Genomic DNA, 13,355 nt, shown 5'->3' on the forward strand with positions numbered 1-13,355 from the left:
GCGCCGGGTGATCCGGCCGGCGCCCTGCCTTCATGTGGAAAGGCGGCCATCCCGTCCGGATGGCCAGCGGGGTCAGAGGCCGAGGCGTTCCGCCACCAGGCGGCGCGCCACCTGGAAGGCGGCCTCGGCATCCAGTTCGGTGGTGTCCAGCGTCAACGCGTCGGCGGCGGGCTTCAGCGGCGCCACGGCGCGGCCGGCATCCTGCGCGTCGCGCGCCCGCAACTCGGACAACACGGCCTGCAGGTCGGCGGTGACGCCGCGGCCGCGCAGTTCCAGCCAGCGGCGATGCGCCCGCTGCTCGGCGCTGGCGGTCACGAACAGCTTCAGCGGCGCTTTGGGAAACACCACCGTGCCGATGTCGCGCCCGTCCAGGACGGCGCCGTGGGCGCGGCCGAATTCGCGCTGCCATTCCAGCAGCGCCGCGCGCACCGCCGGGATGGCGGCGACGGCGCTGGCGGCCATGTCGGCCTCCGGCCCGCGCAGGTCGGGGCGGGTGACGTCGGAAGGGGCGAGGGCGCGGGCGGCGGCCTCGGCCGCCACGACGTCGCGCGGGTCGGCGCCCGCATCCAGCACGCGCCGCCCCGTGGCCCTGTAGAGCAGCCCGGTATCGAGATAGGGCAGGCCGAGATCGGCCGCCAGGCGCCGCGCCAGCGTGCCCTTTCCGGCCGCCGCCGGGCCGTCCACCGCGATCACCAGGCCGGGCTTCACGCCGGCAGGTCTCCCAGCGCCTCCGCCCCGGCGAGGCGGTTGATCAGCGCGGCGAAGCCGGGGAAGGAGGTGTCGATGAAGCTGGCATCGTCCACCGCCACCGGCTGCGGGGTGACGAGGCCCAGCACCAGCGCGCTCATGGCGATGCGGTGGTCCATATGCGTCGCCACCGTGCCGCCGCCGGCCGGCGCCTCGCCCGTGCCATGCACCAGCATGTCGTCGCCTTCCACCGTGACGCTGGCGCCGTTCGCCTCCAGCAGGGCCACGGTGGCGGCGACGCGGTCGCTTTCCTTGACGCGCAATTCCCTGAGGTCGCGGAAGCGGCTGGTGCCCCGGGCACAGGCGGCGGCGACCGCCAGGATCGGGTATTCGTCCACCATGGAGGGCACGCGGGCGGCCGGCACGTCCACGGCCCGCAGCGCGCCGGAGCGGGCGGTGATGTCGCCCACCTTCTCGCCGCCCTCGACCCGCTCGTTTGACACGACGAGCTCGGCGCCCATCTCGCGCAGCGTGGTGAACAGGCCGGTGCGCAGCGGGTTCAGCCCGACGCCCTCCACCGTGACCGCCGAGCCCGGCACGATCAGCGCCGCCACCAGCGGAAAGGCGGCGGAGGACGGGTCGCCCGGCACCACCACTGGCGCCGCCACCAGCTCCGGCTGGCCTTCCAGCTCGATCAGCCGCCCCTCGCCCTGCGACGTGACGCGCACGGTGGCGCCGAAATGGCGCAGCATGTTCTCGGTGTGGTCGCGGCTGGCCTGCGGCTCGGCGACGCGGGTGGTGCCGCGCGCGCACAGCCCCGCCAGCAGCACCGCCGACTTCACCTGCGCCGAGGCCATGGGCAGGGTGTAGTCGAGCGGCATCGGCTCGGCGGCGCCTTCCACCGCCAGCGGCAGCCGCCCGCCGGCCCGCCCGGTGAAGCGCGCGCCGGAGGCCGCCAGCGGCTCCATCACCCGCTTCATCGGGCGGGAGCGGAGAGAGGCGTCGCCAGTCAGCACGGCGAAGATCGGGTGGCCGGCCAGCAGGCCGCAGATCAGCCGCGCGGCGGTGCCGGAATTGCCCATGTCCAGCACGTCGGCCGGCTCGGTCAGGCCGCCGACGCCGCGCCCGGCGACGATCCAGTGCCCTTCCCCCAGCCGCTCCACCGTGGCGCCGAGGGCGCGCATGGCGGCGGCGGTGCGCAGCACGTCCTCGCCTTCCAGCAGGCCGGTGATCTCGGTGCGGCCAACGGCCAGGGCGCCGAACATCAGCGCGCGATGGCTGATCGACTTGTCGCCGGCGACGCGCAGGCGGCCGGACAGGCCCTGCGGCGGGCGGGAAGCGCGCAGCGGACGCGCGGAGGTGTGGTGGCCCATGATGCGCAAGGGTTTGACATGGGGCCGGGGTGCGTGGCAATGCGCCGGTGCTTCTCGGCCGGCCCGTCCCTGGCCCGCCTTTCCCGGGATAATCACGCTGATGGCCAAGCCCGAACTGGGTCTGAAACGCACCTGTGTCGCCTGCGGTGCGAAGTTCTACGACATGACGCGCCAGCCGGCCGCATGCCCGAAATGCGGCACCGAGCAACCGGCTGAGCAGCCCCGCGCCCGCCGCGCCGCCGCGCCGGTGGAGGAGAAGGTGAAGAAGCGGGTGCCTGTCGCCGCCGATCCCGACACGGATGACGATGTCGAGATCGAGGATGTGAGCGACGACGACGCCCTGGAGGATGCCGACGACCTCGAGGATGCCGAGGACGATCTGGACGCCGAGATCGAGGTCGAGACCGACCGCGAGGAAGAAAACTGATCGGCGCCGCGCGGGCGCATTTCCCGCGCGGCAACCGGCTTCCGGCCCCTGGCGTTCTGGCTCCACGCATCAGGTGGAGCAGCGACGCATGGCCGCCACGGCGAAAAAAGCCGACCCCAAGCTGTGGGACAAGGTGAAGCGCGCCGTCACCCAGGGTGACAAGGGTGGCAAGCCCGGCCAATGGTCGGCGCGCAAGGCGCAGATGGCCAGCGCCGAATACAAGAAGGAAGGCGGCGGCTACCAGGGCGGCAAGAGCGCCGACAACCACCTCCAACAATGGACGGAGGAGGATTGGGGCACCAGATCCGGCCAGGAAAGCGGCAAGACGGGCGAGCGATACCTGCCGAAAAAGGCGCGCGACAAGCTCTCGGACGAGGAATATGCCCGCTCCACCGCCAGGAAGCGGGCCGACAGCCGCAAGGGCAAGCAGTTCAGCGCCCAGCCGCCCGACGTGGCGCGCAAGGCCGCCAGCGCGCGGCGCGGCGGCGACACCAAGCAATCCCTGATGGCCGAGGCGCGTCGGCGCGGCATTCCCGGCCGTTCCCGCATGAACAAGTCGCAGCTTGCCCACGCGCTGGGCCGCGCCGCATGAGCGGCGCCGGGAATGACCAGGGGGATAACCGGGCCGAAACGCTGGCCGAGTTCAAGAAGGTGGTGAACATGCCCCCCGCCATGCTGCGCGAATGGCTCGCCAGCGAGGACAGCCGCTCCGTTGGCATGACCGCTGAGGGGGAGAAGGTCACCGGCAGGGGCGATGGCGAGGCGGTGGGCCACCGGATGGGCGAGCGCATCCTGGCGCTGAGAGCCAAGAAGAAGGTCGATCTCGACGCGGATGACTACGCCGCGATGCGCAAGGTCATCGGCTATGTCCACCGGCACATCAGGCAGCGCCCCGGCGGGGATGTCACGGATACGCGCTGGCGCAAATCGCTGATGAACTGGGGCCACGATCCGCTGCGGGACTGAGCCGCGGCTCAATAGCCCCAGGCATAGGCGGCGATCCGCACCAGGGCGCTGACCACCAGCAGCACCAGGATGATGCGGGACAGGGTCGGGATGGTTGGCATGGCCGGCAGATGGCCCCTGGCCCCGCCCCCTGGCAAGGGCGGGGCGCATCGCCTAATGCGGAAGGCCATGGATGCCACCGATGCCCGCCTCGCCAGCCAGTACGAAGCCTATCCCTATCCGCAGCGCGACCCGCGCGATGAGGCGAAGCGGCTGATCGTCGGCAGCCCCAGCCACCTGCGCGAGATCGACCACTGGATCTTCGGCGCGCGCCGCCCCGCCTCGGCCCCCTTGCGTGCGCTGATGGCAGGAGGTGGCAGCGGCGACGGCACGATGATGCTGGCGCAGCAGATGGCCTGGGCCGGCCGCCCCGGCGAGGTGGTGTGGCTGGACCGTTCTGCCGCGGCGCGGCAGGTGGCAGAGGCGCGGGCGGCACAGCGTGGCCTGTCCAACATCCGCTTCGAATCGGGCTCGCTGCTGGACCTGCCCAAGCTTGGCCTCGGCCAGTTCGACTACATCGATTGCTGCGGCGTGCTGCACCACCTGCCGGACCCGGCGGCAGGCCTGGCCGCGCTGGCGGGCGCGCTGGCGCCGGGGGGCGGCATCGGGCTGATGGTGTATGCGCCGCATGGCCGCACCGGCGTCTACATGCTGCAGGACGCGCTGCGCCTGCTGGCGCCCGATTCGGAAGCCCCGCCGGCCCGCGTCGAGATCGCGAGGCGGCTGTGGAAGCAGGCGCCCGAGACGGCCTGGCTGCGCCGCAACGCCTGGATCACCGACCATCTCGATGGCGGCGATGCGGGGCTGTACGACCTGCTGCTCAACCCGCGCGACGTGTCCTTCACCGTGCCGCAGCTGGCGGCATTGATCGAGGGGGCGGGACTGCGGCTGCGCTGCTTCGTGGAGCCGCTGCGCTACGACCCGGACCGCTACCTCAACGACCCGAAGCTGCGGGCCCGCACCGCCGGGCTGGACCCGCTGGCCCGCGCCGCCCTGGCGGAAGCGATCTGCGGCAATATGGGCATCCACATCGCCTATTGCACGCGCGACCCGGCGCCGCTGCCCGACTGGTCCGACGACAACGCCATCCCCCTGCTGCGGGAACTGGATGGCGCCGCGCTGGGCAAGGGCATCCCGGCCGACGGGGTGCTGCGCGTCAGCTATGACGGGCTGCGCCTCGGCGTGCCGATGCCGCGCCTGGCTTCCGCCATCCTGCCCCTGGTGGACGGGACGCGCAGCATCGGCGCCATTGGCGCGGTGCTGGCCGGGCGGGGCATCCGCGAGGACAGCTTCCGGCGCGACTTCGCCCTGCTGCGCGATGCGCTGGAGCCGCTGAACCGGCTGTTGCTGGCGGCGCCCGCGACGGCACGGGGCGGATGAGCGGGGCCGCCGCCCGCCCCGTCATCATCATCTTCGGCGCCGCCGTGCGCGCCGATGGCGGCCCCAGCCTGACCATGCGCCGCCGCGTCATGGCCGCCGTGGCGTTCGGCGGCACGCTGCCAGGCCCCCTCTACATTCCGACCGGCGGCCAGGGCCGCCACGGCCCGCCCGAATCGGAGGTGATGCGCCGGCTGCTGCAGGATCTCGGCGTGCCGGGAGACGCCATCCGGGAGGAAGCCACCGCCCGGGACACGCTGGAATCCGCCCGGGCCTGCGCCGCCATGCTGCGCGGCCACCAGGGGCCGGTCTATGCCTGCAGCAGCGGCTACCACCTGCCGCGCTGCCGGATGCTTCTGCGCCTGTTCGGCCTGCCCGCCGGGGCTGTGCCGCCGCCGGAAGCGGCGCATGGGCTGATGGAACGCTGGTACTGGCGCCTGCGGGAAGGCGCCGCCCTGCCCTATGACGCCATGCTGGCCGGGGCGGAACGGTTGTTCCGCCGCTGATCGCCGCGATCTGGCCGGATCGGCGGGGCCATGCCAGTGTTTCGCCGCAAAGGGACAGTCCAGGAGACGCCGCATGAGCCACCCCATCGCCTGGGAAGGCCGGAACGAAACGCCGTGGGAGCCGAGCCAGCGCTATCCCGAGCCGCGCTTCCGCGCCTTCGACCCTTCCTTCCTGCGGTTCCGCGCCATGAACGGCACCGTGGAGAAGCTCGCCGGCGGCTGCCGCTGGGCGGAAGGCCCGGTGTGGTTCGGCGATCATCGCGCGCTGCTGTGGTCCGACATCCCGAATGACCGCATCCTGCGATGGGACGAGCGCAGCGGCGCCGTCACCGTGTTCCGCGAATCCGCCAACTACGCCAATGGCAACACCCGCGACCGCCAGGGCCGCCTGGTCACCTGCGAGCACCTGACGCGCCGCGTCACCCGCACCGAATATGACGGCCGAATCACCGTGCTGGCCGACAATTTCGAGGGCAAGCGGCTGAACTCCCCCAACGACGTGGTGGTGAAGTCGGATGGCTCGATCTGGTTCAGCGATCCGCCCTTCGGCATTTCCGGCCATGTCGAGGGGGACAAGGCGGAGCCGGAGCTGCCCCAGGCCGTCTGGCGCATCGACGGGCAGAGCGGCAGGCTGAGCATGGTCACGGATGAGCTGGCCGGGCCGAACGGCCTCGCCTTCTCGCCGGACGAGAAGCTCCTTTACGTGGTGGAAAGCCGCGCCGAGCCGCGCCGCATCGTCGCCTATGACGTGGCGGAGGATGGCCGGGTTTCCAACCGCCGCACGGTCGTGCAGGGCGAGCCGGGGGAAACGCCGGATGGCTTCCGCGTCGACACCGAAGGCAATCTCTGGTGCGGCTGGGGCATGGGCAGCGCGGAGTTCGACGGCGTGCGGGTGTTCAACGCCGCCGGCGCGGCGCTCGGCCATATCGACCTGCCGGAACGCTGCGCCAATCTTTGCTTCGGCGGGCGCAACCGCAACCGGCTGTTCATGGCGGCCTCACGCTCCGTCTATTCCGTCATGCTGACGGTTCAGGGCGTGGCGGGCGGCTGATGAGCGAAGGGGATGCGGCGCCAGGCAAGCTGGCGGTGCTGCGCTACGGCACGCCGGATTTCACGGTGCTGGAACCGGGGGACCATGTGATCTGCGCCGTCAGCTTCCGGCGCATCCCGCTGGAGCGGCTGCTGTACTGGAGCGCGGACGCGCAGGAAGCCTATGCCGGGGCGGCCGAAGCCGCCGAGGCCGCGGCACGACGGCGGCCGAGGGGGCGGTGACACCGCCCCGGACTCTGGGGCGGCTCCCGGGGATCAGCGCTTGCGCACGAATTCCGTGCGAAGCACCAGGCCCTTGATCCCCTCGTAGCGGCAATCGATCTCCTGCTCGTTGTCGGTCAGGCGGATCGACCGGATGACGGTGCCCTGCTTCAGGGTCTGGTTCGCCCCCTTCACCTTCAGGTCCTTGATCAGGGTGACCGAGTCGCCATCCGCCAGGAGGTTGCCGGCGGCGTCGCGCACCTCGGGCGGCGCGGCCTCGGCGGCGGCGACATCCCGTGCCGGGCGCCATTCGCCGGTGGCCTCGTCATACACATAGGCATCGTCGTCGCCTGCCATGGGTTCCTCCTGCGGCCGCTCCGGGTTCCCTCCCCTATCAGCGGGGCGGGCTTCCTCCTAGACCGGCCGCCGCGCCTTCAGCGCCGCCGCCAGCGTGCCGTCATCCATCACGTCCAGCGCGCCGCCCATCGGCACGCCCTGCGCCAGCCGCGTCACCGTGACGGAAGGCGCCAGCACGTGCAGCCGGTCGGTCAGGTAATGCGCGGTGGTGGCGCCATCCACCGTGGCGGGCAGCGCCAGGATCACCTCGCGGATCTCCCCCGCGCCGATCCGTTCGGTCAGTTCCCGGATGCGCAGGTCTTCCGGCGCCACCCCGGCCAGGGCCGACAGCACGCCCCCCAGCACATGGTACAGGCCGCGATGCACATGGGCGCGTTCCAGCGCCCAAAGGTCGGACACGCCTTCCACCACGCACACCACATCCTGCTCCCGCGAGGGATCGGTGCAGATGCGGCAGGGGTCCTGGGTATCGATATCGGCGCAGATGCTGCAGGGGCGGATCGCCTCCGCCGTGTCCTTCAGCGACTGGGCGAGCGGCAGCATCAGCCCGCCCGGGTCCTGCAACAGCTTCAGCGCGGCGCGGCGGGCGCTGCGGCGGCCCATGCCGGGCAGCCGGGCCAGCATGGCCACCAGCCGCTCGACCTGATCCGGCCCGCGAACCCCCGACACGAAGGGCGCCGCCTCAGAAAGGCAGCTTGAAGCCGCCGAGGCCGCCCAAGCCACCACCCAGGCCCGGGATGTTCAGCCCGGCTGTGGCCTTCTGCATCTCCTCCGCCATCATCGCCTCGACCTTCTGCTTGGCGTCGGCATGGGCGGCGACGATCAAGTCCTCCAGCACCTCGCGCTCCTCCGGGTCCACCAGGGAGGGGTCGATGGACAGCTTCTTCATGTCGCCCTTGCCGGTGAGCGTCACCTTGACCATGCCGCCGCCGGAGGCGCCATCCACGGTCATGGCATCCAGCTTGGCCTGCATTTCCTGCATCTTGGCCTGCATCTGCTGGGCCTGCTTCATCATGGCGCCGAGGTTCTTCATGAGTCCTCCAGGGGTAGGTCGTCGATGTCGGCGGGTTCGGCATCCGGCGGCGCGAAATCGGGGCCATCGGGCTCCGGCAGCGGCGGCAGGCCGTATTCGTCCAGGCTCTCGTCGCGCAGCGCCTCGATCTCGGTGCCCGGAAAGGCAAGGAGAACGGCCTGCACCAGCGGGTGGGTCTTGGCGACCTCCAGCTGCTGGCCGGCCAGCCGGCTGCGCTGCTCGGCCAGGGTCGGCTCGCCCGGCTGGTTGGACAGGGCAATGGTCCAGCGGGCGCCGGTCTGTTCCAGCAGCAGGGCGGAAAGCTGCGCCGCCAGGTCGCGCGGCGCCGCCTCGGTCTGGCGGATCTCGATGCGTCCGGGCGCGAAGGACACTAGGTGGACGCTGTGCAGCAGGTGGGCGTGCAGCATCGGCGCCCGGCCGGATGCCAGCGCCACCACCTCGCGGAAGGCGCGCGGCTGGGCCAGGGCAACAGGGGCCGGCTCGGCCGCCGGCAGGGCCATCGCGCGGCCATTGGCGGTGGCGCGGCCGCCGCCATCGGGCGCGCCGCCCGGAAGCGGCGCCTGCGGCGCGGCGCCGCCGGATTCGGTCAGGCGGCGCACCAGCTCGCCCGGCGTCGGCATCTCGGCCAGATGCGCCAGGCGGATCAGCACCATTTCCGCCGCCATGCGGCGGTCGGGCGCCTCGGCCACCTCGGAAATGCCCTTCAGCAGCACCTGCCAGGCGCGGCCCAGCACCGGCACCGTCAGCGCCGAGGCCATGGCGACGCCACGCACCCGCTCCGCCTCCGGCAGGGACGGATCGGCGCGCAGCGCGGGCACGGCGCGCAGGCGCGTCAGGGTGTGGGTCAGTTCCAGCAAATCGGCCAGGATGACGCCGGGGTCGGCGCCGCGCTCATGCCCGCGATCCATCGCCGCCAGCACCGCCGGCAGGTCGCCGCGGAAGGTGGCTTCCAGCAGGTCGAACAACAGGGAGCGGTCGGCAAGGCCCAGCATGTCGCGCACCAGCTCGCCCTCGACGCCCCCGGCGCTGCCGGCGGCCTGGGCGATCGCCTGGTCCAGCAGCGACAGGCCGTCCCGCACCGAGCCATCCGCCGCGCGGGCGATCATCGCCAGCGCGGCTTCCGAGGCCGTGACCCCTTCCGCTTCGGCGATGCGGGCGAAATGGGCGCGCAGCAGGTCCTGCGGCACCCGCTTCAGGTCGAAGCGCTGGCAGCGGGACAGGATGGTGGCCGGGACCTTGCGGATCTCGGTGGTGGCGAAGATGAACTTCACCTGGGGCGGCGGCTCCTCCAGCGTCTTCAGCAGCGCGTTGAACGCCGCCGTGGACAGCATGTGGACCTCGTCCAGGATGTAGACCTTGAAGCGGGCGCGGGCGGGGCGGTAGCGCACCGCTTCCCGCAGCTCGCGGATGTTGTCCACGCCATTGTTGGAGGCGGCGTCCAGCTCCAGCACGTCCGGGTGGCGGTCGGCCAGGATGGCGGTGCATTCGGGGCAAACGCCGCAGGGATCGGCGGTCGGCCCTCCCTGCCCGTCCGGCCCGACGCAGTTCATGGCGCGGGCGATGATGCGGGCCGTGGTGGTCTTGCCGACGCCGCGCACCCCGGTGAGCATGAAGGCATGCGCCACGCGGTTCCGCGCAAAGGCGTTGCGCAGGGTGCGGACCAGCGCGTCCTGCCCGATCAGGTCGTCAAAATTCTGCGGGCGATATTTGCGGGCCAGCACGCGATAAGGGGTGGCGGCCGGCTCAGGCTGCGTGTGGGGCGGCACATCGGCCATTGAAGGCGTGGCGGCGGAGGCGGGCTCCGGCGCGTCGCCGAACAGGCCGGGACCCTCGGGAACCGGCGGCTGGTCGAGTTCTTCGGAAGGATGGTCGCTGGTCATGCGCGCGGCTGTGGTCCTGGCCGCGGCGGGCCGTTCAGGCTGCGGAAAGGTGGAAGACCGACGGAACGACCCAGACGGAAACTCGTTGCGGCTGCTTCCTTCCGGACCTGACCGGGTTGGCGAGGCGCCTGTCCGCCGCCGACCTTCCGGCTGACAATATCGGCGCTCGGCGGCCCGGGAGCAAGGGGGCCCGGCGCGGATCTTGCCACGAGTTGCCGCCGCCGCCGCCGCGTGGCAGGGTCGCCCCGCATGCTGTCCATTCCGGCTTCCCGCTCCAACGCCTATACCGGCAGCCCTCTCGACCGCGCCTCCGGGCAGCGGGAGGACGCGGCCTTCATCGCCACCGCCCTGATCTCGCCCGAGGCGATGTTCATTCCGGTCTGGCGCTCCAAATCGCTGATGCGTGGCGTGGAGGATGGCAAGCCCGAAGCGGTGCTGCTGTCCAGCGAGGCGGCGCGGGCGGTGCGCATGGCGGATGGCCCCTGGGCCTTTCTCGGTTTGTGGGAAGGCAGGCCGACCTTCGCGGTGGATTGCTCCGGCGCCGAGGACCCGCTGCCGCTGCTGCCGGAAGGCATGGGCAGCTTTCACGACCTGCGCGCGGTGGCCGGGCTGCTGCCGGCGGGGGAAGCCAGCGTGCTGGCCCATGCCCGCGGCCTGATGCACTGGCGCATCCGCCACCGCTTCTGCGGCGTCTGCGGAAGCGCCTGCGAGCCGCGCTCCGCCGGCAACGCCATGGCCTGCACCGCCTGCGCCGCGCAGCATTTCCCGCGCACCGACCCCGCGGTGATCATGCTGGTGACGGATGGCGCCCGCGCCCTGCTCGGCCATTCCACCCGCTTCCCCAACAGCACCATGTATTCGACCCTGGCGGGCTTCGTGGAACCGGGCGAAAGCCTGGAGGAAGCGGTGCGGCGGGAGGTGCTGGAGGAAACCGGCATCCGCGTCGGCGCCGTGCATTACCATTCCTCGCAGCCCTGGCCCTTCCCCGCCTCCATCATGCTGGGCTTCCATGCCGAGGCGCTGTCGGAAGACATCACCATCGATCCGCAGGAACTGGCCGATGCGCGCTGGTTCACCCGCGACCAGATCCGCCACCCCGAGCAGCACGGCTTCGCCCTGCCACGCCTGGACTCCATCGCCCGGAGGCTGATCGAGGACTGGCTGGAGGCCGAATGACCCCGCATATCCTGCCGACCCTGCTGTTGCCGGCGCTGCTGCTGGCCGCCTGCGCCCGCAACACCCCCGACCCGCTGCCGGACCCGCCGCTCAGCCCGGCGCATGCCGCCTGCCGCGAGGAGGCGCGAAGCGCGCCGGACGTGAACCAGGCCGCGCGCGAGTTGAACGCCATGAACCTGGAAAACCGGCGCCGCGTCGCGCATGAGATGCGCGTTGCGGAAACCAGTGCCTACCGCGCCTGCCTGCGCCGCAACGGCCTGGGCGGCACCGGCGGGGTGGAAGCGCCCCGCGCGCCCTGAATTCCTGAAGGGACCTGGCTCCGGTTTTTCCGGAGCCGGGCCTTTGGAAAGGCGGAAGCCAATGGTTTTCCAGCGGCCCGCCATCCGCCCACCGGGCAGGGTTTTCCCGCCAGCCGGGGCGGGACCATCGTCCCTCCCCGGCCGGCGCCACGGCTTCAGGCGAAGATGAAGTCGCTGGCCGAAAGGCTGGCGGGCGGCAGTTCCGCCAGCAGGATCGAATCGCCGTCGCCCAGGTTGATGCGGGTGTGCCGGCCGGCCCGCGCCAGTTCCAGCGCCCCGAAGCCGCCGAGATCATAGGCGCTCAGGTCGATGCGATCCTCGCCCGCCGTGAAGTCGGCGATGCGGTCGGCGCCGGAGCCGGGGCCGAAAACAAAGCGGTCGCGGCCTTCGCCGCCTTCCAGGCGGTCATTGCCGGCCCCGCCTTCGAGCCGGTCATTGCCATCGCCGCCATATAGGAAGTCGGTGCCGTCACCGCCCAGCAGGCGGTCATTGCCGTCGCCGCCTTCCAGCCGGTCGCCGCCGCCGCCGCCCTCCAGCCGGTCATTGCCATCGTCGCCATAAAGGCGGTCCCGGCCGTCGCCGCCATAAAGCGCGTCATTGCCCGCGCCGCCAAGCAGGCGGTCATCGCCGGCGCCGCCATTCAGCCGGTCATCGCCGTCGCCGCCATCGAGCCGGTCGGCACCCTCCCCACCATACAGGGCGTCATGGCCCGCCTCGCCGAACAGGCGGTCATCGCCGGCATCCCCGAACAAGCGGTCCGCCCCATCCCCGCCCAGCAGCCGGTCCTTGCCGTCGCCGCCGCGCAGCACGTCATCCCCATCCCCGCCGAACAGGACGTCGTCGCCCCCGCCGCCATAGATGAAGTCGATGCCGTCCGTGCCGGTGACGCGGTCATCGCCGGGCGTCGCATCGCTGGTGAGGTAGCCGCGCAGGGCCTTCTGGCCGAGATCCGGCTGATCGGTGAACAGCCCTTCCACGCCCAGCGCGATCAGGGCCTGGATCTCCTGTTCCGCCGTTTGCGGCATGCCGTCCGGGTTCAGCGCCCGGAAACCTTCCTCGGCCCGCACGGTGTAGGGAATGACGCCGAGGCCCAGCTTGTGGGCGTTCCCGACCAGCGGGCTCACCTCGCCGGTCAGGCGGAAATTGATCTCGGCCACGCCGTCGCCATCGGCGTCCACCGGCGTTTCCAGCCTTTCGCGCAAGCGGATCGCGTCCTTGCTCGGGCCGACATAATCGGCATAGCGGGCGATGGCCGCCAGCCCGTCGAGATCCGAGGTGTTGCCAAGCTGCACCAGCGGCAGGTCCACCCCGGCGGCCGGCATGATGCTGTCATGCAGGGCCTCGAGATTGGCCGATTCGAAGGACTGGATGAAGACGCGGGAAGGATCGGTGAACTCCAGCCGCACCAGCTCGTCGATCAGCATCTGGCTGGTGTTCAGCCCGATCGACTCGAAGAAAGCCGGGCTCTTGGTTTCCGGGGCGATGGCGACGGCCTTGCCGGTCTCGGCCTCCACCCGCTTCACCAGGGCGATGATCTCCTCCAGCGTGGCGATGGGGAACTGGCCGTCATAGGCGGCGCTTTCCGGGCGCTGCTCGCCCAGGCGCTCCACCGTGCGCAGCGTCTTCAGCTCGGCGAGGGTGAAGTCCTCGGTGAAGTAGTCAGTGTAGGAACGGCCATTGATCACCTTGGTGGTCAGGCGGTCGGCGAATTCCGCGCGGTGGGCCACGTCGGTGGTGTCGGACAGGGTGTGCTCGTGCCGCGCCACCAGCACGCCGTCCCTGGTGGCGACGAGGTCCGGCTCGATGACGCTGACGCCCATGGCGATGGCCAGCTCATAGGCCTCGATCGTATGCTCGGGGCGATAGCCACTGGCGCCGCGATGCGCGATGATGAGGGGCGGCTGCCCGTCCAGCGTGTTGAAGCTGACCATGGTTCCGGACTCCATCCATTCTGGCTGGGCGCCTCGGCGGCACCCGGGACGCC

General features: G+C 71.6%; 16 protein-coding genes and 1 other RNA gene. 9 read left to right on the plus strand and 8 right to left on the minus strand.

The genetic code is table 11. The annotated features are described in order from the left end of the window. Positions 1 to 72: 72 nt before the first annotated feature. Together cmk and aroA are read right to left on the minus strand one after the other, a co-directional pair. On the minus strand, positions 73 to 708 hold the full coding sequence (gene cmk, locus F0Q34_RS07080) for a (d)CMP kinase (protein ID WP_206667964.1): 636 nt from the start codon (positions 706 to 708) through the stop codon (positions 73 to 75). Next, on the minus strand, positions 705 to 2,060 hold the full coding sequence (aroA, locus tag F0Q34_RS07085; protein ID WP_149811786.1) for a 3-phosphoshikimate 1-carboxyvinyltransferase: 1,356 nt from the start codon (positions 2,058 to 2,060) through the stop codon (positions 705 to 707). Before aroA ends, cmk begins: the two co-directional genes overlap by 4 nt. A gap of 100 nt (positions 2,061 to 2,160) precedes the next feature. Between aroA and F0Q34_RS07090 the strand changes: the two genes are divergently transcribed. From F0Q34_RS07090 to F0Q34_RS07120, 7 genes are all read left to right on the plus strand, one after another. Next, positions 2,161 to 2,487, plus strand: coding sequence for a TIGR02300 family protein (locus F0Q34_RS07090; protein WP_149811470.1), 327 nt, complete (start codon positions 2,161 to 2,163; stop codon positions 2,485 to 2,487). A gap of 88 nt (positions 2,488 to 2,575) precedes the next feature. Beyond that, a complete protein-coding gene (locus F0Q34_RS07095) occupies positions 2,576 to 3,079 on the plus strand; it encodes a hypothetical protein (RefSeq protein ID WP_149811471.1) in 504 nt (167 codons plus the stop codon). Beyond that, positions 3,076 to 3,453, plus strand: a complete 378-nt coding sequence (locus tag F0Q34_RS07100; protein ID WP_149811472.1) for a DUF3140 domain-containing protein — start codon at positions 3,076 to 3,078, stop codon at positions 3,451 to 3,453. Before F0Q34_RS07095 ends, F0Q34_RS07100 begins: the two co-directional genes overlap by 4 nt. Positions 3,454 to 3,621: 168 nt before the next feature. Beyond that, positions 3,622 to 4,872 (plus strand): class I SAM-dependent methyltransferase, encoded by a 1,251-nt coding sequence (locus tag F0Q34_RS07105; protein WP_149811473.1) that lies wholly within the window; start codon positions 3,622 to 3,624, stop codon positions 4,870 to 4,872. Continuing rightward, positions 4,869 to 5,375, plus strand: coding sequence for a YdcF family protein (locus tag F0Q34_RS07110; RefSeq protein WP_149811474.1), 507 nt, complete (start codon positions 4,869 to 4,871; stop codon positions 5,373 to 5,375). The genes F0Q34_RS07105 and F0Q34_RS07110 overlap by 4 nt, the downstream gene beginning before the upstream one ends. A gap of 73 nt (positions 5,376 to 5,448) precedes the next feature. Next, a complete protein-coding gene (locus F0Q34_RS07115; RefSeq protein WP_149811475.1) occupies positions 5,449 to 6,426 on the plus strand; it encodes an SMP-30/gluconolactonase/LRE family protein in 978 nt (325 codons plus the stop codon). Beyond that, positions 6,426 to 6,647, plus strand: coding sequence for a DUF2093 domain-containing protein (locus F0Q34_RS07120; RefSeq protein WP_149811476.1), 222 nt, complete (start codon positions 6,426 to 6,428; stop codon positions 6,645 to 6,647). Before F0Q34_RS07115 ends, F0Q34_RS07120 begins: the two co-directional genes overlap by 1 nt. A 33-nt stretch (positions 6,648 to 6,680) precedes the next feature. Here the strand turns inward: F0Q34_RS07120 and F0Q34_RS07125 are convergent, their stop codons facing one another. The 5 genes from F0Q34_RS07125 to ffs form a co-directional block, all read right to left on the minus strand. Further along, positions 6,681 to 6,983, minus strand: coding sequence for an alkylphosphonate utilization protein (locus F0Q34_RS07125; RefSeq protein ID WP_149811477.1), 303 nt, complete (start codon positions 6,981 to 6,983; stop codon positions 6,681 to 6,683). Between the two features lie 57 nt (positions 6,984 to 7,040). Next, the gene (gene recR, locus F0Q34_RS07130; RefSeq protein WP_277755264.1) at positions 7,041 to 7,652 is read right to left on the minus strand and encodes a recombination mediator RecR; all 612 of its coding nucleotides are present in this window, start codon (positions 7,650 to 7,652) and stop codon (positions 7,041 to 7,043) included. Between the two features lie 13 nt (positions 7,653 to 7,665). Beyond that, complete coding sequence (locus F0Q34_RS07135) at positions 7,666 to 8,016, minus strand: YbaB/EbfC family nucleoid-associated protein (RefSeq protein WP_149811478.1); 351 nt, start codon at positions 8,014 to 8,016, stop codon at positions 7,666 to 7,668. Next, complete coding sequence (locus F0Q34_RS07140; RefSeq protein ID WP_149811479.1) at positions 8,013 to 9,896, minus strand: DNA polymerase III subunit gamma/tau; 1,884 nt, start codon at positions 9,894 to 9,896, stop codon at positions 8,013 to 8,015. The genes F0Q34_RS07135 and F0Q34_RS07140 overlap by 4 nt, the downstream gene beginning before the upstream one ends. A gap of 49 nt (positions 9,897 to 9,945) precedes the next feature. After that, positions 9,946 to 10,043, minus strand: an RNA gene (ffs, locus tag F0Q34_RS07145) — signal recognition particle sRNA small type. A gap of 102 nt (positions 10,044 to 10,145) precedes the next feature. Between ffs and nudC the strand changes: the two genes are divergently transcribed. Further along, the gene (nudC, locus tag F0Q34_RS07150) at positions 10,146 to 11,072 is read left to right on the plus strand and encodes an NAD(+) diphosphatase (RefSeq protein ID WP_149811480.1); all 927 of its coding nucleotides are present in this window, start codon (positions 10,146 to 10,148) and stop codon (positions 11,070 to 11,072) included. Continuing rightward, positions 11,069 to 11,371 carry a phosphoribosylamine--glycine ligase gene (locus tag F0Q34_RS07155; RefSeq protein ID WP_149811481.1) on the plus strand — a complete coding sequence of 101 codons (303 nt, stop codon included), beginning with the start codon at positions 11,069 to 11,071 and terminating at the stop codon, positions 11,369 to 11,371. The genes nudC and F0Q34_RS07155 overlap by 4 nt, the downstream gene beginning before the upstream one ends. A 155-nt stretch (positions 11,372 to 11,526) precedes the next feature. Here the strand turns inward: F0Q34_RS07155 and F0Q34_RS22295 are convergent, their stop codons facing one another. Continuing rightward, positions 11,527 to 13,302, minus strand: a complete 1,776-nt coding sequence (locus tag F0Q34_RS22295; RefSeq protein WP_161600792.1) for a glycerophosphodiester phosphodiesterase family protein — start codon at positions 13,300 to 13,302, stop codon at positions 11,527 to 11,529. Positions 13,303 to 13,355: the final 53 nt, after the last annotated feature.

This window comes from Teichococcus oryzae, from assembly GCF_008386565.1.
Taxonomy (GTDB): Bacteria; Pseudomonadota; Alphaproteobacteria; order Acetobacterales; family Acetobacteraceae; genus Pseudoroseomonas; species Pseudoroseomonas oryzae.

Excerpts from the sequence above, each read along its gene's own strand:
- aroA (WP_149811786.1), bottom strand. The coding sequence starts at position 2,060 with ATGGGCCACCACACCTCCGCGCGTCCGCTGCGCGCTTCCCGCCCGCCG.
- F0Q34_RS07140 (WP_149811479.1), bottom strand. The coding sequence starts at position 9,896 with ATGACCAGCGACCATCCTTCCGAAGAACTCGACCAGCCGCCGGTTCCC.
- F0Q34_RS07095 (WP_149811471.1), top strand. The coding sequence starts at position 2,576 with ATGGCCGCCACGGCGAAAAAAGCCGACCCCAAGCTGTGGGACAAGGTG.
- F0Q34_RS07105 (WP_149811473.1), top strand. The coding sequence starts at position 3,622 with ATGGATGCCACCGATGCCCGCCTCGCCAGCCAGTACGAAGCCTATCCC.
- nudC (WP_149811480.1), top strand. The coding sequence starts at position 10,146 with ATGCTGTCCATTCCGGCTTCCCGCTCCAACGCCTATACCGGCAGCCCT.
- F0Q34_RS07100 (WP_149811472.1), top strand. The coding sequence starts at position 3,076 with ATGAGCGGCGCCGGGAATGACCAGGGGGATAACCGGGCCGAAACGCTG.
- F0Q34_RS07135 (WP_149811478.1), bottom strand. The coding sequence starts at position 8,016 with ATGAAGAACCTCGGCGCCATGATGAAGCAGGCCCAGCAGATGCAGGCC.
- F0Q34_RS07110 (WP_149811474.1), top strand. The coding sequence starts at position 4,869 with ATGAGCGGGGCCGCCGCCCGCCCCGTCATCATCATCTTCGGCGCCGCC.
- F0Q34_RS07120 (WP_149811476.1), top strand. The coding sequence starts at position 6,426 with ATGAGCGAAGGGGATGCGGCGCCAGGCAAGCTGGCGGTGCTGCGCTAC.
- F0Q34_RS07125 (WP_149811477.1), bottom strand. The coding sequence starts at position 6,983 with ATGGCAGGCGACGACGATGCCTATGTGTATGACGAGGCCACCGGCGAA.
- F0Q34_RS07115 (WP_149811475.1), top strand. The coding sequence starts at position 5,449 with ATGAGCCACCCCATCGCCTGGGAAGGCCGGAACGAAACGCCGTGGGAG.
- F0Q34_RS07155 (WP_149811481.1), top strand. The coding sequence starts at position 11,069 with ATGACCCCGCATATCCTGCCGACCCTGCTGTTGCCGGCGCTGCTGCTG.
- F0Q34_RS07090 (WP_149811470.1), top strand. The coding sequence starts at position 2,161 with ATGGCCAAGCCCGAACTGGGTCTGAAACGCACCTGTGTCGCCTGCGGT.
- F0Q34_RS22295 (WP_161600792.1), bottom strand. The coding sequence starts at position 13,302 with ATGGTCAGCTTCAACACGCTGGACGGGCAGCCGCCCCTCATCATCGCG.